General features: G+C 69.9%; 20 protein-coding genes, 1 tRNA gene, 1 other RNA gene and 1 pseudogene. 12 read left to right on the top strand and 11 right to left on the bottom strand.

Features of this window, described 5'->3' with window-relative positions; translation table 11 throughout:
• Window positions 1-20: 20 nt before the first annotated feature.
• Window positions 21-110, bottom strand: an RNA gene (gene ffs / locus ACSMXO_RS01625) — signal recognition particle sRNA small type.
• 84 nt (window positions 111-194) lie between these two features.
• Here ffs and ACSMXO_RS01620 point away from each other — a divergent pair.
• Window positions 195-279 (top strand) — tRNA-Ser (locus ACSMXO_RS01620).
• A gap of 121 nt (window positions 280-400) precedes the next feature.
• Here ACSMXO_RS01620 and cutA read toward each other — a convergent pair.
• Complete coding sequence (cutA, locus tag ACSMXO_RS01615; protein ID WP_455416467.1) at window positions 401-829, bottom strand: divalent-cation tolerance protein CutA; 429 nt, start codon at window positions 827-829, stop codon at window positions 401-403.
• 129 nt (window positions 830-958) lie between these two features.
• On the opposite strand from cutA, the gene ACSMXO_RS01610 reads away from it, so the two are divergent.
• Entirely contained in the window at window positions 959-1,861 is a 903-nt protein-coding gene (locus ACSMXO_RS01610; protein ID WP_455416466.1) for a phosphotransferase enzyme family protein, read from the top strand.
• A gap of 17 nt (window positions 1,862-1,878) precedes the next feature.
• Here the strand turns inward: ACSMXO_RS01610 and ACSMXO_RS01605 are convergent, their stop codons facing one another.
• Window positions 1,879-3,192 (bottom strand): hypothetical protein, encoded by a 1,314-nt coding sequence (locus tag ACSMXO_RS01605; protein ID WP_455416465.1) that lies wholly within the window; start codon window positions 3,190-3,192, stop codon window positions 1,879-1,881.
• A 382-nt stretch (window positions 3,193-3,574) separates the two neighbouring features.
• Here ACSMXO_RS01605 and ACSMXO_RS01600 point away from each other — a divergent pair, with 382 nt between their 5' ends.
• The 3 genes from ACSMXO_RS01600 to ACSMXO_RS01590 all read left to right on the top strand — a co-directional run bounded on the left by ACSMXO_RS01600 (window position 3,575) and on the right by ACSMXO_RS01590 (window position 5,185).
• Entirely contained in the window at window positions 3,575-3,847 is a 273-nt protein-coding gene (locus ACSMXO_RS01600; protein ID WP_455416464.1) for a hypothetical protein, read from the top strand.
• A 97-nt stretch (window positions 3,848-3,944) separates the two neighbouring features.
• Window positions 3,945-4,346, top strand: a complete 402-nt coding sequence (locus tag ACSMXO_RS01595) for a hypothetical protein (RefSeq protein ID WP_455416463.1) — start codon at window positions 3,945-3,947, stop codon at window positions 4,344-4,346.
• 554 nt (window positions 4,347-4,900) lie between these two features.
• Window positions 4,901-5,185, top strand: coding sequence for a MerR family transcriptional regulator (locus tag ACSMXO_RS01590; protein ID WP_455419135.1), 285 nt, complete (start codon window positions 4,901-4,903; stop codon window positions 5,183-5,185).
• Between the two features lie 89 nt (window positions 5,186-5,274).
• Here ACSMXO_RS01590 and ACSMXO_RS01585 read toward each other — a convergent pair whose 3' ends face one another.
• On the bottom strand, window positions 5,275-5,874 hold the full coding sequence (locus tag ACSMXO_RS01585) for a dihydrofolate reductase family protein (RefSeq protein WP_455416462.1): 600 nt from the start codon (window positions 5,872-5,874) through the stop codon (window positions 5,275-5,277).
• 226 nt (window positions 5,875-6,100) lie between these two features.
• Between ACSMXO_RS01585 and ACSMXO_RS01580 the strand changes: the two genes are divergently transcribed.
• Window positions 6,101-6,475 carry a peptidase inhibitor family I36 protein gene (locus ACSMXO_RS01580; RefSeq protein ID WP_455416461.1) on the top strand — a complete coding sequence of 125 codons (375 nt, stop codon included), beginning with the start codon at window positions 6,101-6,103 and terminating at the stop codon, window positions 6,473-6,475.
• Between the two features lie 74 nt (window positions 6,476-6,549).
• On the opposite strand, the gene ACSMXO_RS01575 is transcribed toward ACSMXO_RS01580, so the two are convergent.
• Window positions 6,550-7,296, bottom strand: coding sequence for a LysR substrate-binding domain-containing protein (locus ACSMXO_RS01575; RefSeq protein ID WP_455419134.1), 747 nt, complete (start codon window positions 7,294-7,296; stop codon window positions 6,550-6,552).
• Window positions 7,297-7,335: 39 nt separating this feature from the next.
• Window positions 7,336-7,512: pseudogene (locus ACSMXO_RS01570) on the bottom strand (helix-turn-helix domain-containing protein); the annotation flags it as partial.
• A gap of 47 nt (window positions 7,513-7,559) precedes the next feature.
• Here ACSMXO_RS01570 and ACSMXO_RS01565 point away from each other — a divergent pair.
• On the top strand, window positions 7,560-8,264 hold the full coding sequence (locus ACSMXO_RS01565) for a dihydrofolate reductase family protein (RefSeq protein ID WP_455419133.1): 705 nt from the start codon (window positions 7,560-7,562) through the stop codon (window positions 8,262-8,264).
• Between the two features lie 112 nt (window positions 8,265-8,376).
• Here ACSMXO_RS01565 and ACSMXO_RS01560 read toward each other — a convergent pair whose 3' ends face one another.
• Window positions 8,377-9,261 (bottom strand): hypothetical protein, encoded by an 885-nt coding sequence (locus tag ACSMXO_RS01560; protein WP_455416460.1) that lies wholly within the window; start codon window positions 9,259-9,261, stop codon window positions 8,377-8,379.
• Window positions 9,262-9,416: 155 nt separating this feature from the next.
• A complete protein-coding gene (locus tag ACSMXO_RS01555) occupies window positions 9,417-11,771 on the bottom strand; it encodes a cation-translocating P-type ATPase (RefSeq protein WP_455416459.1) in 2,355 nt (784 codons plus the stop codon).
• 155 nt (window positions 11,772-11,926) lie between these two features.
• On the opposite strand from ACSMXO_RS01555, the gene ACSMXO_RS01550 reads away from it, so the two are divergent.
• Window positions 11,927-13,639 carry a sensor histidine kinase gene (locus ACSMXO_RS01550; RefSeq protein WP_455416458.1) on the top strand — a complete coding sequence of 571 codons (1,713 nt, stop codon included), beginning with the start codon at window positions 11,927-11,929 and terminating at the stop codon, window positions 13,637-13,639.
• A gap of 77 nt (window positions 13,640-13,716) precedes the next feature.
• Here ACSMXO_RS01550 and ACSMXO_RS01545 read toward each other — a convergent pair whose 3' ends face one another.
• Window positions 13,717-14,466, bottom strand: a complete 750-nt coding sequence (locus ACSMXO_RS01545) for a hypothetical protein (RefSeq protein WP_455416457.1) — start codon at window positions 14,464-14,466, stop codon at window positions 13,717-13,719.
• A gap of 168 nt (window positions 14,467-14,634) precedes the next feature.
• Here ACSMXO_RS01545 and ACSMXO_RS01540 point away from each other — a divergent pair, with 168 nt between their 5' ends.
• The 3 genes from ACSMXO_RS01540 to ACSMXO_RS01530 all read left to right on the top strand — a co-directional run bounded on the left by ACSMXO_RS01540 (window position 14,635) and on the right by ACSMXO_RS01530 (window position 16,637).
• Complete coding sequence (locus tag ACSMXO_RS01540; protein WP_455419132.1) at window positions 14,635-15,147, top strand: hypothetical protein; 513 nt, start codon at window positions 14,635-14,637, stop codon at window positions 15,145-15,147.
• Between the two features lie 60 nt (window positions 15,148-15,207).
• A complete protein-coding gene (locus ACSMXO_RS01535; RefSeq protein ID WP_455416456.1) occupies window positions 15,208-15,927 on the top strand; it encodes a hypothetical protein in 720 nt (239 codons plus the stop codon).
• 65 nt (window positions 15,928-15,992) lie between these two features.
• Entirely contained in the window at window positions 15,993-16,637 is a 645-nt protein-coding gene (locus ACSMXO_RS01530; protein ID WP_455416455.1) for a flavin reductase family protein, read from the top strand.
• A gap of 128 nt (window positions 16,638-16,765) precedes the next feature.
• On the opposite strand, the gene ACSMXO_RS01525 is transcribed toward ACSMXO_RS01530, so the two are convergent.
• Window positions 16,766-17,449 carry an RlpA-like double-psi beta-barrel domain-containing protein gene (locus tag ACSMXO_RS01525; RefSeq protein ID WP_346262124.1) on the bottom strand — a complete coding sequence of 228 codons (684 nt, stop codon included), beginning with the start codon at window positions 17,447-17,449 and terminating at the stop codon, window positions 16,766-16,768.
• Between the two features lie 234 nt (window positions 17,450-17,683).
• Here ACSMXO_RS01525 and ACSMXO_RS01520 point away from each other — a divergent pair, with 234 nt between their 5' ends.
• Window positions 17,684-19,045, top strand: a complete 1,362-nt coding sequence (locus ACSMXO_RS01520) for a glycoside hydrolase family 18 protein (protein ID WP_455416454.1) — start codon at window positions 17,684-17,686, stop codon at window positions 19,043-19,045.
• 136 nt (window positions 19,046-19,181) lie between these two features.
• On the opposite strand, the gene ACSMXO_RS01515 is transcribed toward ACSMXO_RS01520, so the two are convergent.
• A complete protein-coding gene (locus ACSMXO_RS01515) occupies window positions 19,182-19,322 on the bottom strand; it encodes a hypothetical protein (RefSeq protein ID WP_346262126.1) in 141 nt (46 codons plus the stop codon).
• Window positions 19,323-19,462: the final 140 nt, after the last annotated feature.

Genomic DNA, 19,462 nt, shown 5'->3' with positions numbered 1-19,462 from the left:
GGGGACGCTCCGGGGGAAGACAAGGCCCCCCGTGCACCCGCCAGAGCTCGCTTATCCTTGCTGCCTTCCGGCCCTGGGGAGGTTCACGAGGTGACGCCACACGGGGGGTACCGCCAAGTGTACCCGGCCGGGCGGCGGGGCTTCGGGGGACCGGCGGGGTGGGCGTACGGCGGGGAGCCTGTATCCTGTCGGACGGAGGATTCGCCTAGAGGCCTAGGGCGCACGCTTGGAAAGCGTGTTGGGTTCACACCCTCACGAGTTCGAATCTCGTATCCTCCGCTCGCCTGAGCAGCAGAAACGTCGATGCCGATCCCTGTTTGGGGATCGGCATCAGGCGTCTGCGCGATCGATGGTGGGCCGAAGCTTTACAGCGCGACCGAGATGTACGGCTCTGCCAGGGCTAGACCGACGGCGTGGGACCTGCCGGCCGGTCGGCGATGGACTCGGAGAGCCAGCGCAGGTACGACGCTGCCCCCACCACGATCGAGGTAGCCGTCACCTGCGGATTGTCCCAGGGATGCCGCGCCAACAGCGTCGCCTCCAACTCCGGATAGCGGTCGGCGGTGGTGAGGAGCACGAGGCGCCACTCCTCTCCCGTCCCCTGCTGGCCGAGGTGCCAGAAGACGCTGGTAACTGGCCCGGTGATCTGCGCGCTGCCGGTCAGCCTCATCCCTACTACGTGCTCGGCGAGAGCCACCGCCGCCTCTCGGGTCTCGGTCGCTGTGGCCACCTCGATGAAGTCGGTCACAAGCAGAGCTAGCTCGCATGCCCGCAGCCATCCGAGACTCCGTCGACATCTACCGATCGATCTGCCTCCGATCCAGGTCATGGAGTTGGCGTCTCGGCCGCTGCGCTGACGTGCCGTCCGGCAAGACACGAGGGCGACCTGTCGGAGAAGATGTCATGGGAGACGCCTCCACACGCCGTGGCGACCGAGAGCTAACGGAAGACGGGGACCGTGAACGCCACTCTTGCCCCTCTGGATCATCGCAACGGTCGTGCGGCTCTGGTTGAAGCCTGCCTCTCGGTCGGCCTTGACCCTGCCGGCGCCGAACTGGTCCGCATCGGGGAGAACGCGGTCTTCCGCCTACGCCGGGATCCCATCGTCGCGCGCGTGGCACGCTCGGAAGCACGCCTACCCGGCACCAAACGCGAGATTGCCATCTCCCGCTGGCTCGACACAGAAGGCATCCCGGTCATCCGTGCCCTCCAGGTACCACAGCCGATCCTGGCGCAGGGCCGGGTGGTCGTCCTCTGGGAATCAGCAGCCGACACCGAGACGTACGGAACGACTGCGCAGTTGGGTGAAATTCTTCGCCGACTGCACAGCCTCACGCTCCCCGCAGAACTGTCGATGCCCCCGCTAGATCCTGTCATCAGCGCCCGGCGGCGCATCGCCAGGCTCACCGGCCTTACCGAGGATGATCGCTTCTTCCTCCGCGCTCGTTGCACAGAACTTGGTTCGGCCTACCAGGCCCTGACGTTCGAACTCCCGAGCGGAGTCGTCCATGGCGACGCCAACGTCGGGAACCTGCTCCGGGGTCGGGACAGACAAGCGGTCTTGGCGGATCTGGACGGGTTCGGCTTCGGGCCACGCGAGTGGGATCTCGTGCTCACGGCGATGTACTACGAACGGTATGGCTGGCACAGCCGGGAGGAATACCAGGAGTTCGCCGAGGCGTACGGTTACGACTTGCTCCAGTCAGACTGCTACCGGACGCTTGCGGACCTGCGTGAGCTGATCATGGTGGCGTGGCTCGCTCAGAACGCGTCCCACGATCCGAAGGCGATGAACGAACTGACGAAGCGGCTCGCCACCCTGCGGACGGGAACCGGGCACCGGGACTGGCAGCCGTTCTAGCAGCCTTCCCCGGCCGCTCAACGGCCCCACAATCGATGTCCCACCGCGCTCTCTGCGAGATCACGATAGGTGGGGTCTCCAGCGAACTCGGTCGCGCGGGCGCGGAACTGCCGGACGTACTCCGCGCAACGCGCCGACTTGAGTTGCGAGCCAAGGTCGAGGGCCTGCCGGACGGTACGGCACGCTTCCTCGATTTCGCCGAGATCGAGGAAGCCACCGGCAAGCTTCATGGTCACAAAGAACGTCGTCCGAACCGATCCCCCGCCCGAGGCGAGGTATCGCCTTGCACTCGCAACGACGTCGTTGCCACGCCGGAGGTCGGCGAAGGTGTGGCTGAACTCGGACGCCAGTTCAGAGTCGTCGAAGTATCGGATCCACTGCGGATCGTCCTCGGGCCGGCTCTTCTCGAACAACTCCACGGCCCGGGCAAGACCCTGTTGGGCCCCAGACGCATCCCCACCGGCGGCGAGGGCCCGCGCCTCCATGATGTGGAAGTGCGCGGTCAGGGTCGCGGTCGCGCAGCCGCGTGTCCCACTCCTGGCGGCCCGCGCCAGGTTCGCGGCTTCCCGTGGTCTGGCCAGGTAGGTGGCCTGGTGGCTCATGGCGTCGAGGATGCCTCCGGCAAGCAGTACGTCGTTGGCCGACTGGGCGAGCCGCAGCGCTTGGACGAAGTAGCGCTGAGCCAGGCCATGAAGGCCCGCGTCGTACGACATCCACGCAGCGAGCAATGCGGTCTGCGCAACCGTCGCGTGCAACTGCCGACGAACCGTCTCGCTGTAACACCCCGAGAGAAGAGCGGCGACATCCGAGCGAAGGTACTGGATGAGCGCACGGCGGGCGTGACCACCGCCGAAGCGTTCATCCAGTTGGGCGAAGAGATCACAGGTGGCGCGAACCGCTGCGACGTCGGATGCGCCGATACGTGATCCTCCCGACCGCTCCTCGATTACCTCTGCGCTCGGCCTAACGAGCCAACTAAGCGAGGAATCAGACCAGACACGATCGTCGGTGGGAGCGGTGACGAGAGTTCGCACCCCATCAAGATCGGCTTGCCACAACCTTTCAAGCACACGGATCGCATCACTCACGCTGTCGCTGTAGGCCGTTCCCAGGCTGCTGTCGACAGACTCCGGCTCGCCGATGCCGATGTCCGCGAGCGAGACCGGGCGTGCCAGTTTGATGCCGAGCACCTCGGCTATGAGGCGGGCCGTCTTGTCTCTCGGCCGCATGCCGGCAAGCCAACGGCTCACGGAGGTGTGATCGCAGTTGACCGGAGTGCCAGCCCGTCCGGACAGCTCACGTACCGCGCGGGCAAGCGCCTTGTTCGACATGCCAGCACTTCGCATGACGTCTGCGAGTTGATCGTTGGGCGACGTGCCTGGCAATGCTCGCCCTCCTTCCGGCCGACGGAGACGCACACCTCAGACCATCTTGCACATTTGCGCCCCCGGATGCGCCCTGCCCACGCCCATCGATTCTCGCCACGCTGAGTCCAGCGAGTTTTCGTCGGAAGGAGCGGCCGACCAGCGGGACGAATCCCGATTCTGAGCTGGATGTGACGAACGCGAACTCTTCAGCCTCCGGCCGCGAGTCACATCCCGGCCGGGGCCGGTGTCTTCCCCTTCACCGGTCCCGGCCGCCCTTCGACCGGGTGCGGCGGTCGGTGTCGGGTCGGGCCCGGCCGCCGCGCCCCCACCAACCGAGGAGGTCAGCGTGAAGCTGTGGCAACGGTGGCGGGCGTACCGCCGCGACAAATTGACGGCCGAGGTCGAGCGGGCGGCGCGTGAGCAGGACGCGGCCGAGGCGGAGGCCGCGCGTCAGCGGGTACTCGAAATGGCCCGCCGCCAGCGCGACACCCCCGGCCACGAGATCGGTCCCGGCCCCGGGCAGCCCGCCCACACCTGGCACGACCCGACGTTCCTCCTCGGCCTGCCCCTGCTCACCTACGGGCAGCAACGGCTGTACCGCATGGGGCAGCAATGCTGAGCTGGCTCTGCCGCTGGTGGCGGCTCAGGCGTTGGCCGGTATACCCCCGCGACTACCGGTGGGACGGCCGCCGCTGGCGCCGGTACCGGGAGTGGCGATGACCGAGCCACCCCCTACCGCCGGCCCCGCCGCCGAAATCCCGGACCCGCCGGTCGGCACCCTGCTCCGGCTCGCCCCCGGCGAGTGGTCGCACTGCGCCACGGCGCGGCTCGGGACGTACCTGGAGATGACCCTGTCCCGGATCCACCGCAACGCCATCCACGAGGACGAGGCGGGTATCTGGGTCTGGCTGGTCGGACACGAGCATCCGGCCTGCACCTGGGCGCATGTCGACCCGCACCCACCGTGCCTACAGGTCATGGTGCGGGTTGACGCACTTACCCGCCAGCAGGCCGGAGAGTTGTCCGCGCGCTCCGAGAAAATCTATGCGCGAAGTACTAGATATCCTCGCCGTCGTCGGCTAGTCTTCCTCAGGTCAAGGGTGAAGAAAAGACGCTGACGTGACCGCCCCAGCCGAGGGCGAAGGGGCAGGGCCGAGGATCGTTCCGGCTCCGCTCGCTAGGCAGTAAAGATCCATCGCAGTTGAGCAGTACTGGCACGAGTAGTTGGTTAGGTAGTGGCCCGGCCGTGTTGCACGACCGGGTGTGACAGCGGGTGGGGCCGATGTGGGATTCAGGGCTCCACCTCAGGCAGGAAACGTCCGTCGCACGTGTACGGGGCCATGAAGTCGCGTGGGGTTCCGACACCGGCGGACAGCACGGAGTACGACAGAGGAAGTCAGAGGAAAGGGAGGGCTCGCACACCGTTGGATCGCCCGCCGCCGGCCGCACTCCTGGGCTGGGCGCGGACACCGCAGTTTCCATCGAACGAGAGGTGGTCTCCGGTCACGCTTATGCGATCCTCGCACCCGAACTCGTCTCGCACGGGTGGTGCGGATACGACAAGCCGGCGGTTCTGCCGGTAGATGGTGTTTTCGACCCGTAACCCTTGGGCCCCGGCGCTTTCAGCGCCGGGGCCCTCGTGATGGAGGTTTCATTGGCCCAACCCGACGACATGCTCGACGACGAGGACTACCCGGCATACACGATGGGCCGCGCAGCGGAAATTGTGGGCTGCTCACCGGATTTCCTCCGCCGGCTCGGCGACGCGAAACTGATCGACCCGTACCGCTCCGGTGGCGGGCACCGCCGCTACTCCCGCTACCAACTGCGGCTGGCCGCGCGGGCGCGGGAGATGTGCGACCAGGGCACCGACCTGGCGTCGGCCTGCCGCATCATCATCCTCGAAGACCAGCTCGCCGAGGCCCTGCGGCAGAACGAGCGCTACCAGCAGGGCTGACCGTACCCGCCCGGGCGGCGTGTGCCCGGGGCGACACGAGGACCGTACGGTCCCTCCCGTCAGGGCAGGGACCGTCTGTCGTTCCTGGATCACTTCCTCACCCGGTACCGGAGATGGGTGACGCCCGTGCCCTCGACGAGCGTGATCGGGCCGTCGAACTGTGCGGGCGTGGCACCCAGGTCGGCGAAGAGCGGCGTGCCGCCGCCGAGCACCACCGGTACGAGTTCGATGCCGATCTCGTCGAGCAGGCCGGCTTCGAGGCACTGCCGGGCCATCTGCCCCCCGTTGACGACGACGGTCTTCTCTCCGGCGATCTCCTGTGCCTTCGCGACGGCGGCCTCGATGCCCTCGGTGACGAACACGAAGTTCTCGTCCGCGACCGGCCGGTCCTGTGGCGGGCGGTGGGTGAGCACGACCGTCGTGACATCCATGGGGTGTCGGCCGCCCCACGCGCTGGTCATGTCGTAGAGGTGCCGGCCGACGACCAGGGCGCCGGTGTTGCCCCACTCCTCCCTGAGGAGCTTCGCGCTCGCCGCCGACAACCGCAACGGCGGCACATCCGGGCTCGCGGTGGGTATCTCGACGTCGCCGTTGCCGTACCACTGGAACAGCAGGTCGAAGCCGCTCTCGTTGGGGCCGGCGATGTAGCCGTCGAGTGACATCGTGCCGCCGGTGATGACCTTGCCCATCTCACTGTTCCCTTCGTCCGGGTCTCCTGTGAACACGTCGTCCGGCTGGCCCGCCTTCAGGACATCCTCTGCGGAATTCTTCCCCCGCCTCCCCACCCCGGACTACATCGGCGGTTGAAGCTGGAATGAAGCAGGGCGCGGATACCGTCACCCGATCATCGGCAGGCGAAGGCGGCGAAGCGCAGCCTTTGCCGCCAGAGGTATCCAAGGTAGTAGAGGTGGGAACGTGTACAGAGGCATCAGGGCAATGCTCGTTACCGCGATCGCCGGCCTGAGCATGGTGGGCACGCTGCTCGTGGCCGCGCCCGCGCAGGCGGCCGTCGGGTTCGACCGGTGCCCGTCCGGCTACATGTGCCTGTTCACCGGCGCCAACGGCACGGGCACGATGGCCTACTTCCGGCTCGGTTCGACGAACCTCGGACTCCAGGGCATGGACAACAACGTCTGGTCCGGCCGCAACCGCTCCGGCAAGACCGCGCTCGGCTACGAGGGTTACAGCTACACCGGTCAGGTCATGCTCAGCTCGCCGGGCCATTTCACGACCGGCTTCAACGTCAGCGCCTTCGCCGCCACCCGGATGAGTTCGATCAGGGTGGGCTGACCACCGGACCGGCCGACCAGGGCTCGGGACGAGTGGTCAGCGCCGGTGGATGGGCCCGTCACACGGCTCGCTGGTCACTCCCGGTCTCGTCGGGTTGTCCGGCGGGATGTGGTTGACGGCGTCGCGGTCGATGACGCGCTGGTGACGGCGATCGCGGTCGTGATTGATGTCGTCGGCGCGGTTGCCTCGCTGAGGGCGGCCAATACGGCGGCGACGGCGGGCGGGTCGGGTGGGTCGCCGTAGGTGGCGGCGTGGATCTGGCGGTGGGCGCCGGTGAGTTCGGTGGCGTGGACGTCGGGTCGGCGGTGGGCTTGCAGCGCGAGACCGGGCTGGGTGGCGACGCCTATGCCGGCGGCGACGAGCGATTGCACGACGACGACGTCGTCGCTGTGTGAGGCGATGCGGGGGGTGAAGCCTTCCCGCCGGCACACGGTGATCAGCTCCTCCTGGCACCGGTCACAACCGCCGATCCAGGCGGAGTGGCGGTGGTTCGCGAGGCTGTCGTCGGGTCGCTGGCTGATGAGGTAGATCGGGTCGTCGCCGATGTGGAGGAGGCGGAACCCGTCGTCCTCGACTGGGGCGTCGGCGTGTCGGAAGACGAGTGCGACATCGATCTCACCGTGTCGCAGCATCTGTAGCGCTTCGACCGGGTGACGGTCGATCAGGCTCAGCTCGAGTCCCGGGTGCGCCTGGGCCAACGTGGCGGCCGCCCTGGGCACGATTGTGCTCAGGGCCGATGCGTTGGCGGCCAGCCGGACGCGTCCTGCCTGCAGGCCGACCTGTGCGGCGAGTTCGTTGGTCGCCGCGTCGACCCGTCCCACGATCTCGGCGGCCCGGTTGGCCAGCAGCCGCCCTTCCGGTGTCAGTCGGATCCCGCGACCGACCCGCTGGACGAGCCGGACCCCGGTGGCAGCTTCCAGGCGGGACAGGTGGTGACTCACCGACGGTTGGGAGTAGTGCAGCTCTCTTGCCGCTTCGGTCACCGACTCGTGCCGGGCCACCGCAGCCAGGACCTTGAGGTGGACCAGGCTCAGCATCGATCAAAGATATCAATGAAAGTTCCACAGGATTGGCATTGGACGTCATGTCACGGCTGTTAAATGCTGATGTTGCTGACAGGACGCACACCGCGAAGGCGACGGCAGGTCGCCACCAGGAGGACAGGGCAATGACCGCACATATCGGCAAGGTGGTCTGCGGCATCACGATCTCGGCCGACGGGTACTCGGCCGGGCTCAACCAGACCGAGGAACGCCCGTTCGGCGAGGACGGCGGCGACGGCTGGGGCGACAAGCTGCACGCCTGGTTCACCGACACCGCTGACGAGAACCGGGCCGAGATCGACCAGATGCTCGCCGCCAAAGCATTCATCATGGGGCGCAACATGTTCGGCCCGGTGCGTGACGAGTGGGATCGGCAGTGGAACGGCTGGTGGGGCGACAATCCGCCGTACCACGCGCCGGTGTTCGTGCTCACCCACTACCCGCGCGAGCCACAGCCGATGGAGGGCGGCACCACGTTCCACTTCGTCACCGACGGAATCGAGTCGGCACTGGCACAGGCGCGCGAAGCGGCCGGCGACGGCAATGTCGCGATCATGGGCGGCGCGACCACCATCAACCAGTACCTCGCCGCCGGTCTGGTCGACGAACTGCGGCTGCACATCGCGCCGCTCACGCTCGGCGCCGGCACGCGGCTGTTCGAGGGCGTCCCGCCGCTGAAACTGGAGCAGGTGCAGTCGCGGGCGGCGAGCCTGGTCACGCACGTCACCTACCGCGTGCTGTCCTGAGGGGCTCTACCGACAGTCGCCACGAGCCTGCCGGCCGGCCGGCACCGAACACAGCGGACGGATCCCCGTACACCCTTCCGGGCGGACGGGGATCCGTCGGTGTGCGTGACGGTCAGGCGCAGATCGCGTACGCCTTGACGGCCCACGAGTTGCCGTAGCCGCCCTCCTCTTCGGCGCCGGTCACCGTGACCGTGGTGGACGAGGAGGCCCACATCGCGGTCATCCGTACCTCGCCCTGGCCGTTGTCGATCTCGCCGCCGACGCCGTGCACCCGCTTGCCCTCCGGGCACCGCGCGGTCGCGGTCTTCGGGGTCTGCGAGTCCAGCGTCCCGAAACCGGTCACCCGGATCAGGCCGGCCGGCGGGGTGGCGCAGACCGCCTTGCCGACCATCGACCAGCTGTCGAGGTAGTCGGGACCGCCGTCCTCCATCCCGGCCACCGTGATCTTGGTCAGGTCGGCGCTCGGCCGCAGGTCGTCGATGACCACCCGGCCCATCCCGCCGGACATGTCCGCGCCGAGGCCGAGGACCTTCTTGCCGGGCGGGCACTCGACGTCCATCGTCTTGCCGACGTTGGAGTTGTTGTCCGAGAGCTGGGTCCGGGTCTCCAGGCCGGCCGGTTCCGGCGCGCAGAGCGCGCTGGTCGTGATGGACCAGTCGCCGCCGTACCCGTTGCCGTCCTCCCGAGCGGTCACCGAGTATCCCCCTCCGCCGAACAGCGGCAGCATGGTGTCCATCGTCACCTGACTGTTGGCGGCACCGTTGTCGCTCACGATCCGCCCGCCACCGCCGAGCACCGTCGTGCCGACCGGGCACTGCGCGTTCGTCGTCTTCCACTCGCTGTTGGTCTCGCCGCCCGTCACCTTCAACACCAGGCCGGGGACCGCGCTGGCCGGCGCGACCAGCGCCAACTGGGTCACCAGCAACGCGGCGGACGCCAGGCCCGCCGTGGTGGCGATCCGTCGGGTACGCCCAGCACCATTCCGTCGTACGTACATCGGGCAGCTCTCCTCATTCCTCGTTCTCTATCGGGCGGCCGGACTGTCATTTCCCCGACAGTTCCCCGAACTCGCTTTCTTTCGGGGCCGATCCGCCTCCGGCCTGGGTTCTCCCGGCCGAGAACGACGTTACGAGACAGAGGTCCACACTCGACTCACCAATTCGTGCCGCGCTGTCGAGTAGCCATCGGAGAGGCCGGCACCGGAAACCGGCGAATCAGTTCCAGCAGCGTCCCGGCGACGACCGCGAGCCCGATCGCGATGCTCGGCGCGGTCGTGCCGACCAGGCTCAACTGGAAGAACTCCTGGAGGAACGGCACCGCCAGGATGGTCGCGAACGCACACCCGAGGGCCAGCACCAGCAGGATCCGCCACCAGGTGTACGGCCGGGCGATGATCGCCACCGCCCAGAGCCCGACCAGGAACAGGGTCAGCGTCGCGGCCGAGGTCTCCGCGGCCAGGTCGCCGTCGTAGACGCTCCGGGCGACCAGGTACGACGTGATCGTCGCCGCCATCGCCACCAGCCCGGACGGTACGGCGAACCGCAGCACCCGGCCGACGAAACCCGGCCGGGCCCGCTCGTGGTTGGGCGCCAGGGCCAGGAAGAACGCCGGAATGCCGATGGTCAGCGACGAGATGATGGTCAGGTGCCGGGGCAGGAACGGGTACGGCACCTGGCTCAGCACCACGATCACGGCCAGCAGCACCGAGTAGACCGTCTTGGTCAGGAAGAGGTTCGCGACCCGTTCGATGTTGCCGATCACCCGCCGCCCCTCGGCGACCACCGCCGGCAGCGCGCCGAAGTTGTTGTCCAGCAGCACGATCTGGGCCACCGCCCGGCTGGCCGGACTGCCCGAGCCCATCGCCACCCCGATGTCCGCGTCCTTGAGCGCGAGTACGTCGTTGACCCCGTCCCCGGTCATCGCCACCGTGTGCCCGGCGCCCTGGAGCGCCGCCACCATGTCCCGCTTCTGCTGCGGCCCGACCCGGCCGAACACGGTGTGCCGCTGCACCACCTCGGCGAGTTCCGCCGGATCGGTGGGGAGTTCCCGGGCGTCGACCGGGTGCTCGGCGCCGGGTAGCCCGAGGCTGCGGGCCACCGCGCCCACCGAGAGCGCGTTGTCGCCGGAGAGGACCTTCACCGCCACACCCTGCTCGGCGAAGTAACGCAGCGTGTCGGGCGCCTCCGGCCGGAGCCGCTGGGCGAGCACCACCAGCGCGACCGGGTGCACCGGGTCGGGCACCGGCCCGTCAGCGGTGACCCGGGCCAGCAGCAGCACCCGCAGCCCTCGGGCACCGTACGCGTCCGCCTCGGCCAGCGCCGGATGCCCGGCCGGCAGGAGTACGTCCGGGGCGCCGAGCCGCCACTGCGCGCTGATCCCGTCCGGGTCGGTGAGGGTGCCCCCGCTCCACTTCCGGGCGGACGAGAACGGGATCCGCTCCCCGATCCGCCAGCCCGGCGGCGCCGGGTACGCCTCGACGATCGCCCGCAGGCTGGCGTTCGGCCGCTCGTCGGCCGCGCCGAGCAGACCGAGCACCTCCGGCACCGGGGCGGCCGGGTCGAGCTGGCGTACCTCGGCCACCGTCATCGCCGCGTCGGTGAGCGTGCCGGTCTTGTCCAGGCAGACCACGCTGACCCGGGCCAGTCCCTCGATCGCCGGCAACTCCTGCACCAGGCAGCGCCGCCGGCCGAGCCGGATCACCCCGACCGCGAACGCCACCGAGGTGAGCAGGACCAGCCCCTCCGGCACCATCGGGACCAGCCCGGCGACCATCCGCCGGACCGCCTCCGGCAGGTCGTCGGAGTTGACCAGGTACTGGCTGACGATCAGGGCCAGTCCGGTCGGGATGATCAGCCAGGTGACGAACCGCAGGATGGTGTTGAGCCCGCCGCGCAGTTCCGAGTTGACCAGGGTGAACCGGCTGGCCTCCTCGGCGAGCCGGGCCGCGTACGCCGCCCGGCCGACCTTGGTGGCCCGCATCGCGCCGGCACCGGCCGTGACGAAGCTGCCGGAGAGCAGCGGGTCGCCGACCTGCTTCACCACCGGGTCGGCCTCGCCGGTCAGCAGCGACTCGTCGACCTCCAGTTGCTCCGCCTCGACCACCACCCCGTCGACCGCGACCTGGTCGCCGGGCCCCAGCTCGACAAGGTCGTCGAGTACCAGGTCGGCGGAGGTCACCTCGACGGCCTGACCGTCCCGGCGTACCACCGGGTGGGCCGCGCCGACGATCGCCAGCCGGTCCAGGGTGCGCTTGGCGCGTAGTTCCTGGACCACCCCGATCAGGGTGTTGGCGATGATCACGCCGCCGAAGAGGGCGTCCTGGATCGGGCCCACCGCGAGGATCACCCCGAACAGCACACCCATGATCGCGTTGATCCGGGTGAAGAGGTTCGCCTTGACGATCTCCCCGACGCTCCGCCCGGACCGCACCGGCACGTCGTTGACCTGCCCCGCCGCGATCCGCTCGGCGACCTGGGCAGTACTCAGCCCAGTCTCGGTTGTCAGCATGGCTCGAAGCTACGAACCCGGACCGCTGCTCGCCTGCACCCGATGGTCAGTCGCCGACCCTGACCTTTCTCAGGGTCGGCGACGCCGGCATTTCCGGGTCGGCGGGGCGGCGTCCCGGATCGTCGGGAGCCGCTTCGCTGGGTACCGTCAAAACGGTGCGACCCGCGGCGCAGGCAGACCGGTTCGGGGGCGGGTGGCGGCGCTACCAAGCTCCCCTCCTGGACCTGCTGCTCTGGGCATCGCTGGCCGCCGTGGTGGCCTGGTCCTGGAACGGTCACCGGTCGTACCCGCTCGGGCTGCTGCTCGGCGGCCTGGCGGTCTGGGGCGGCGCGGTGGCGGCGGGTCGCCGCCTGCCGCTGGTCCCGCTCTTCGCCGTGGTACTGCTCTGCGCGCTGGACGGAAACTACTCCCTCGGCCTGCCGCTGGTCAGCTATCTGCTGGGCCGGCGGATGGCCAGCACCTGGCCGGCGGTGGCGAGCTACTCCGCACTCGCGGTACTCGGCACCCCGCTGGTGTTGAGCTGGTCCGGCTTCGTGGCCTGGGCGACGATGGCCGGCGCGCTGGTCTACGCCGGACTCTTTCCGTGGCTGGTCGGCCGGTACCGGCGGCAGCAGCGCGCGCTGGTCGCCGCCGGCTGGGAGCAGGCCGAGCAACTCGAACGCGAACAGCGGATGCTGGCCCGGGAGGTACGCCTCCGTGAGCGGGCCCGGATCGCCGAGGACATGCACGACTCGCTCGGCCACGAGCTGAGCCTGCTCGCGCTCCGGGCCGGCGCCCTGGAACTCTCGGCCGACCTGGACGAGCGGACCCGGGCGGTGGCCGGTCAGCTCCGGGCCGGCGCGGCCGCCGCCACCGGGCAGTTGCGGGACATCATCGACGTCCTCCGTGACGACGACCCCGACCCGGCGGGCGACGCCGCACCAGCGGGCGACGCGGCACCAGCGAGTGACGCCGCACCGGCGGGGGGACCGCATCCGACCGGGGGACCGGTCCCGGCGGGGAGGCGGGATCCCGCCGCCGGTTCGGCGGTGCGGGCCGACGTCGGGGATGTCGCCGACCTCGTGCGCCGGGCACGGGCGGCCGGGATGCCGGTCGAGTTGCGCGACGGGCGTCCGGCGGAACCGCTTCCACCACTGGTGGGGAGGGCTGTCTACCGGGTGGTGCAGGAGTCGCTGACCAACGCCAACAAGCACGCGCCCGGCGCGGCGGTGAGCGTCCGGCTCGGTGTCGACGACACCGGGATGGTCCTGGTCAGCGTCACGAATGCCCGGCCAGCCGGTGCACCGCGTTCCGCGCCGGTCTCCGACCGGGGCGGGCGCGGCCTGGTCGGGCTCCGCGAGCGGGTACGGCTGGCCGGCGGCACCCTGCACACCGGCGCGCGGGACGGCGGCTTCGAGGTCGTCGCCCGACTGCCCGGCCGGGTCGGCCGCCCGGGTGCGGCAGTGCCGGCCGATCCGGTGTCGTCCGGTACGGTCCCGACGGCCGGGTCTGCTGCCGACCGGCGGCGCCGGGTGCACCGGGAGGCCCGGCGGGGCCTGGTCGCGGCGACGATGGTGCTGGCCACGTTCGCCGGAACACTCGGCGGTGCCGCCCTCGGTTACTACCTCTACGCGACCAGCAACTCGGTACTCAGCCCGGAACGGTACGCGGAACTGCGGGTCGGGCAGGACTGGGCTACCGCGCTCCCCCTGCTGCCCCGCCGGGAGATGCTGGAACCGCCGGATCCGGATCCACTGCCGGCGCCGGCCGGTGCCGACTGCCGGTACTACCGCTCGCACGGCGACGTGCTCCAGCCCCGGCTGGACGTCTACCGGCTCTGCGCTGTGCACGGCAAACTTGTGTCGAAGGACCTGCTCCCGGCCTCGTGACCCCTGATTCACCGCCGATCCGGCCGTGCCGAGCGGCGTGCCCGACCGGGCGGGGTGTCCGGGGCGCCGCGCCCAGGTCAGCGGTGCCGGACCCAGATGTTGGGTTCGAGGTAGCTTCCCCGGTCGGCGTCCAGGTCGACATGCAGCGTGCTCAGGCCGTCCGGGATGATGTACTCGCCGGAGTCGGGAAACTCCAGTCCGGTCCAGCGCTGCCAATCGGCGACGGTGCCCGTGATCACCTGCGACCGGGGCGCCGTCGCGATGATCCGCCCACCCAGCCTGACGTGGGTACGCAGCCACGGGTCGAAGGGCGTGCCGTCCGGCCGGGTCCAGTCGGCGTACCTGTCGATCGGGGTGAGCGGATAGCGCGCCTTGCGGGTCGGCCGGACCGGGCAGATCACCCGGTGCTGGGCCGGGGCGAGGTCGCCGAGTGCCCGCAGCAGTGTCCCGGCCAGTCCCCGCCCCTGCCGGTCGGGGCGGACCTGTGCGGCGAGGATCGCGAGCGTGTCCGGCGGGTCACCTGCGTCGTACGCGTCGAGCGCCCGGGCCAGCGAGTCGGTGTAGCCGCTCGGCAGGTCGTCGACGGCACCGGTCCAGCGCAACGGCACCGCCCAGCCGGCGGCCACGATCTCGGCACCATTCCCGGCACGCTTCTCGGCGTCGTCGAGGAGCACGAGTTCCAGGCCGGCGAAGAGTTCGCGGATCCGGCCGAGGTGTCGGGCGGCCCCCTCGTCATGGAAGACAAACTCCGGCCAGCCGTCGCCGAGCCAGGCCAGTTCCTCGCGAGGTCGAGGCCGCGCGTGCAGCGGCGCGGCGGTGATCACCATGGCCGGATTGTCCCGGCGTGTTCCACCAGAGGTAACCAGTTTTACTCGTACACATGTGCTATCCACAGCATGTGGATACGGATCCACCACCCCGGCGAACTGGGCCAATAGGGGATAAACTACGCTCTGTCGCCGGAGGGATACATGGAGGCACGAAAAGTCGTACGTCTGGTGGCAGTACTCGTGGCGGGTGCGGTGGCGCTCTGCCATGCGTACCGGACGGTCTCGGACGAGCCGGCGACAACGCCCGCCTACGGGCCGGACGTTCTCCATCTCAAGGGCGTACGCGACATCGAGTTCGGCGACACCGAGCAGGAGTTGTTGCGGCGCGGTGAACTCCACGCCGAACCCGCCCTCGCCTGCGGGCCGAGCCTGACCGGCCCGGCCGCGGTCAGCCCGGTCTTCGCCGACGACCGGCTGGTGCTGCTCTGGGCCAGCCCACCGGTGCGTACCCCGGAAGGGGTCACCGCCGGCACCCCGGTCGACCAGGTCGAGGAGGCCTATCCGGCCGCCACCCGGTTGACCGCGCCGCCGGGCAGCTACCGCTACGACGGGCTGCTCGCCATGCAGGGCGACCGGGCCTACCTCTTCCTGCACGACGGACGCACGGTCCGGAAGACCGTCGCCGGCTACACCGACTACGCGAAGCGCCTCTTCGACGAGGGTTTCGGCACCTGCTGACCCGCCCCGCCGGCACAGGCGCCCGCCAGGGTGTCGCCGGCCGGCGGTAGGGTCCGGTCCGTGCAGGGCAGGATCTGGTTTCCCGGCAACCCATGGCCGGACGGGCACCGCATCACCGAGTTCGCCTGGACCGGCCGACTCGACGGCGACGGCCGGCTCTGGTTCGACCTCATGCTGAAGACCGCGGACTACGACGAAGCCGACGACGAGCCGGCCAAGGGGTCGGCCGAGGAGGACGTCAACGACGACGAGGACGACGTCGAGGACTTCCTCGCCCCGACCGTCTGGCAGAACTACCATTCCTGCACGATCGGCTCGACCTGGGACGACGCGACCGGGCTGGTGGCGGCGACTCCCGGGCGCCCGTTCCGGTTCGCCGGGCCGGAGCCGCAACGGCTGACCGCCGACCCGCTGCCGATCGCCGACCCGGACGCCGCACCGGCGTTCTGGATCTATCTGCTCGGACACGACTCGGTCGCCGCGCACCAGGTCGACTTCGTCCGCGAGCCGAGCGGCACCGGCTATCGGATCGACTGGCAGGGACGGATCGCGCTCACCTACATCGGCGAGCAGGAGTTCCGCTACACCTTCCGGGCCGAGATCCGGGATGTCGAGCTGGGACACGTCGGCATCCCCGAGTCGATGTCGGTCGACCAGGCGCGCGCGCACCTGGCGGAGCTGGTGGACGTACCCGAGTGGTTCGTCCCCGCCGAGGTCGCCGGGCGTACGGTGCTGCGGCTCGTCGTGCCCCCGGTCACGGCTCAGACAACCCCTGGCTGACCTGCCGGAGCGCCACGTCCGATGCCCGCCAGCAACCCGCCGGCCCGGCCGGTGAGAGTTGCCGCATGCACATCGTTCCCGGGCTCAGGGTGCTGTACTTCGGCACTCCGGTGGTATTGATCAGTTCCCGCAACCCCGACGGCAGCACCAATCTCGCGCCGATGTCGTCGGCCTGGTGGCTGGGCCACTCCGGCATGCTCGGGCTGGGCAACAGCGGCCAGACGACGGCCAACCTACGGCGGGAGCGGGAGTGCGTACTCAACCTGCCCTCGTCGGCGATGGTCGGAGCGGTGGACCGGATCGCGCTCACCACCGGAAAGCGGGACGTGCCGGAGCACAAGCTGGCGCAGGGCTACCGGTACGAGCCGGACAGGTTCGCCCTCGCCGGGCTGACCGAGCAGCCGTCCGAGTTGGTCCGGCCGCCCCGGGTCGCGCAGTGCCCGATCCAGTTGGAGTGCCGGGTCGTCTCGGTACTGCCGATGGCCGAGCCGACGCCGGACTGCACCGCCTTCCAGGTCGAGGTACTCCGCGCTCACGTCGACGAGTCCCTGGTCATCCCCGGTACGCACCACGTCGACCCGGTGGGCTGGGACCCACTGATCATGAAGTTCTGCGAGTTCTTCGGCGGCGGTCACAACGTGCACCCGTCGAGGCTCGCCGACGGCTGGCAGATGCCCCACCGGCTCCCGGCGCTGTCGGGTTCCGAGTGATCGAAGCCCCTTCGCCGGGAACCGATCGTGGCGCCGACACCGCGCCGTACGTCTGTCCCATGTCGCTCAGTCGCGCCCGGTGACCCGGACCGGTCGGCGGGGCGGACCGGGCCACCGAACTCGGGGTGTCAGCCGATCCGCTCGATCACCGGCCGCCGGATCAGGAACTTGCCCGGCTCCCGGACCTGCTCGAACGCGGCGTTGTTGAGCAGTACGCAACTGCCGGACGGGCTGGTCACCCTGACCGTCACGCTCTTGTTGTTGTCCAGGTTGGTGACTTTCAACGTGGTGCCGATCGGGAAGGTCCCGCTGGACGCGGCCGGAGCGGCGTCCTCGTTGAAGAGCGTGACGGTGGAACCCTTGCAGACCACCTCGCCCGCTCCGGTGGAACCACCGCCGGTGGAGCCGTTGCCGCCGCCGGAGTTGGCCGGCGGCTGGGCGGGCGCCTTGGGCGGCTGGGCCGGAGGCTTCGCCGGGGTTCCGGTCGGTTCGGTCGCCGGCGGGGCGGCGGGCGGTACCGGCGCGTCCGCGCGTACGTCCGCGGTGCAGCCGGCGGTGGCCCGGCGCTGCTGGATCAGGTCGACCACGGCCTGCCGGTTGGCGATCCGGGCCTCGGACTGGGCGTCCGGGTTGGCCCGCTGGCCGGCGATGAAGTTCAGGTTGTTGCGCAGCGCGGTGTCCAGGCCGGCGCAGCTCTCGCCCGCGTTGCCGAGTCCGGTACCGACGGCCAGCGCGCCGCCGAGCAGGGCCGCCGCCGCCGCGCCCAGGAACACCTTCCGCGCCCGGCTGGTCGTCCTGCGTCGCCTGTACATACACCGCTCCCTCGATCGTCCGCTGCCCGGTTGCAGCCGCCGATGGGTACGGCGGGCGACACGACGTGGATCAGTTCAGATTCCTAAATGTTCTTTAACTACCCACCGCCACACCTTCGGTGCGATCCGGCGCCGCGCACTTGACCGCCGGACATCGACCGCCCTACCTTGCAGGACACCGGAAACTTTCCTAACTGTTCTGCCGACGCTCCATCCCCCGTTTCAGGAGTGCACATGCGCGGATCCGTTCTCCGTCGACTCAGTACCGTCACCGCCGTTGCCGCCCTGCTCGCCGGCATCGCCGTACCCCCGGCTTCGGCCGCGCCCGGCGCGGCGTCCCGGCACGACGGCGGCCGGGGCGGCGACTTCGTCAAGGTCGGATACTTCACCCAGTGGGGCATCTACGGCCGGGCCTTCACCGTCAAGAAGCTGCACGACTCTGGCGCCGCCGGCCGGCTGACCCACCTCAACTACGCCTTCGGCAACGTCAGCCCGGACGGCCGGTGCTACGTCGACGGCGGGCCGGGTGAGGGCGACGCCTGGGCCGACTACCAGCGGCCGGTACCGGCCGAGGAGAGCGTGGACGGCGTCGCCGACACCTGGGGTGAACCGCTGAACGGCAACTTCGGGCAGCTCCAGAAGCTCAAGGCGGCGCACCCGGACCTGAAGGTGCTGATCTCGCTGGGCGGGTGGAGCTGGTCGACCCACTTCTCCGACGCGGCACTGACCCCCGAGTCGCGGCGGAAGTTCGTCGCCTCCTGCATCGACCTCTACCTCAAGGGCAACCTGCCCAACCCGGACGGCAGCGCCGGCGGGCCCGGCTCGCTCGCCGGAGTCTTCGACGGCATCGACCTGGACTGGGAGTGGCCGGGCTCGGCCGGCGACGTCGACACGGTCTACCGGCCCGAGGACAAGCAGAACTTCACCGCGCTCGTCGCCGAGTTCCGTCGCCAGCTCGACGCGCTCGGCAAGCCGGCCCGGAAGCACTACGAGCTGACGGCGTTCGTACCGGCCAACCCGGCCGCGATCGACGCCGGCTTCGAGGTCCGGAAGGTCTTCCAGAACCTGGACTTCGCCACCGTGCAGGGCTACGACTTCCACGGCACCTGGGAACCGATCGCCAACCAGCAGTCCGCGCTGCGGGTACCGGCCGGGGCCACCGAGCCGGACTTCGCGGTGGACCGCACCATCGACGCCTGGCTCGACCGGGGCGCCGAACGCCGCAAGCTGGTGCTGGGCATCCCCTACTACGGGCGCGGCTGGACCGGGGTGACCGGTGGACGCAACGGACTGTTCGGCACCTCCACCGGAGGCGCCGCCCCGGCCACCTTCGACCCGGGCTACGAGGACTACAAGGTGCTGAAGACCAAGGCCGGGAAGGACGGCTTCAAGGTCTACCGCGACCTCCGCGCCGGCACCGCCTGGCTCTACGACGGTACGACCTTCTGGACGTACGACGATCCGGCCGTCGTACTCCAGAAGACGCTGTACATCCGCGCGGAGCGGCTGGGTGGCGCGATGATCTGGTCGCTGGACGGCGACGACGAGCAGGCGACGCTGACCCGGACCATCGACCTCGGCCTCTGGACGCCGTAGCCGCGACTCCCACCACCGTGCTGTACGACGAGGTGCCGCAGGTCGCCCCGCGACCTGCGGCACCTCCGCCGGCCGAGGACGGTCACGGCAGCCGCGCCGGCCCGGCCGGCCAACCGGAGCCGCGGACCCCGCGTGTCTACGGACGTGCCGGGCGCCGGTTGCGGATCACACCAGCCTTCTTGTCGAGCCGACGCCGCTGGCGTGGCGTCGGCTCCCTGCGCCGGGTCTGCTTCCGGTAGTTCTCGGCACGCCGCTCGTTGCTGATCGGTCCGGTCATCGGGCAACTCCTTCCGGCTCGCCTCCGCATCGGGACACCGTGGTGTCCGCTTCCAGGTGCGAGCAAGGTGATACACCTCCCTACCCGGATATCGTCCACCCGCCCGAGGCGAGGCCGGTTCGCCCGCCAGGGATGAGAGG

The organism is Plantactinospora sp. DSM 117369, from assembly GCF_053764795.1.
The sequence above is the reverse complement of the archived record's forward strand: the minus strand, read 5'-3'. Positions and strand labels throughout refer to the sequence as shown.

Bases quoted from the DNA above. Each gene is read 5' to 3' on its own strand.
- ACSMXO_RS01530 (WP_455416455.1), top strand. From the start codon at position 15,993: ATGCACATCGTTCCCGGGCTCAGGGTGCTGTACTTCGGCACTCCGGTG.
- ACSMXO_RS01590 (WP_455419135.1), top strand. From the start codon at position 4,901: ATGCTCGACGACGAGGACTACCCGGCATACACGATGGGCCGCGCAGCG.
- ACSMXO_RS01595 (WP_455416463.1), top strand. From the start codon at position 3,945: ATGACCGAGCCACCCCCTACCGCCGGCCCCGCCGCCGAAATCCCGGAC.
- cutA (WP_455416467.1), bottom strand. From the start codon at position 829: ATGACCTGGATCGGAGGCAGATCGATCGGTAGATGTCGACGGAGTCTC.
- ACSMXO_RS01555 (WP_455416459.1), bottom strand. From the start codon at position 11,771: ATGCTGACAACCGAGACTGGGCTGAGTACTGCCCAGGTCGCCGAGCGG.
- ACSMXO_RS01585 (WP_455416462.1), bottom strand. From the start codon at position 5,874: ATGGGCAAGGTCATCACCGGCGGCACGATGTCACTCGACGGCTACATC.
- ACSMXO_RS01565 (WP_455419133.1), top strand. From the start codon at position 7,560: ATGTCACGGCTGTTAAATGCTGATGTTGCTGACAGGACGCACACCGCG.
- ACSMXO_RS01525 (WP_346262124.1), bottom strand. From the start codon at position 17,449: ATGTACAGGCGACGCAGGACGACCAGCCGGGCGCGGAAGGTGTTCCTG.
- ACSMXO_RS01515 (WP_346262126.1), bottom strand. From the start codon at position 19,322: ATGACCGGACCGATCAGCAACGAGCGGCGTGCCGAGAACTACCGGAAG.
- ACSMXO_RS01520 (WP_455416454.1), top strand. From the start codon at position 17,684: ATGCGCGGATCCGTTCTCCGTCGACTCAGTACCGTCACCGCCGTTGCC.
- ACSMXO_RS01560 (WP_455416460.1), bottom strand. From the start codon at position 9,261: ATGTACGTACGACGGAATGGTGCTGGGCGTACCCGACGGATCGCCACC.
- ACSMXO_RS01545 (WP_455416457.1), bottom strand. From the start codon at position 14,466: ATGGTGATCACCGCCGCGCCGCTGCACGCGCGGCCTCGACCTCGCGAG.
- ACSMXO_RS01605 (WP_455416465.1), bottom strand. From the start codon at position 3,192: ATGTCGAACAAGGCGCTTGCCCGCGCGGTACGTGAGCTGTCCGGACGG.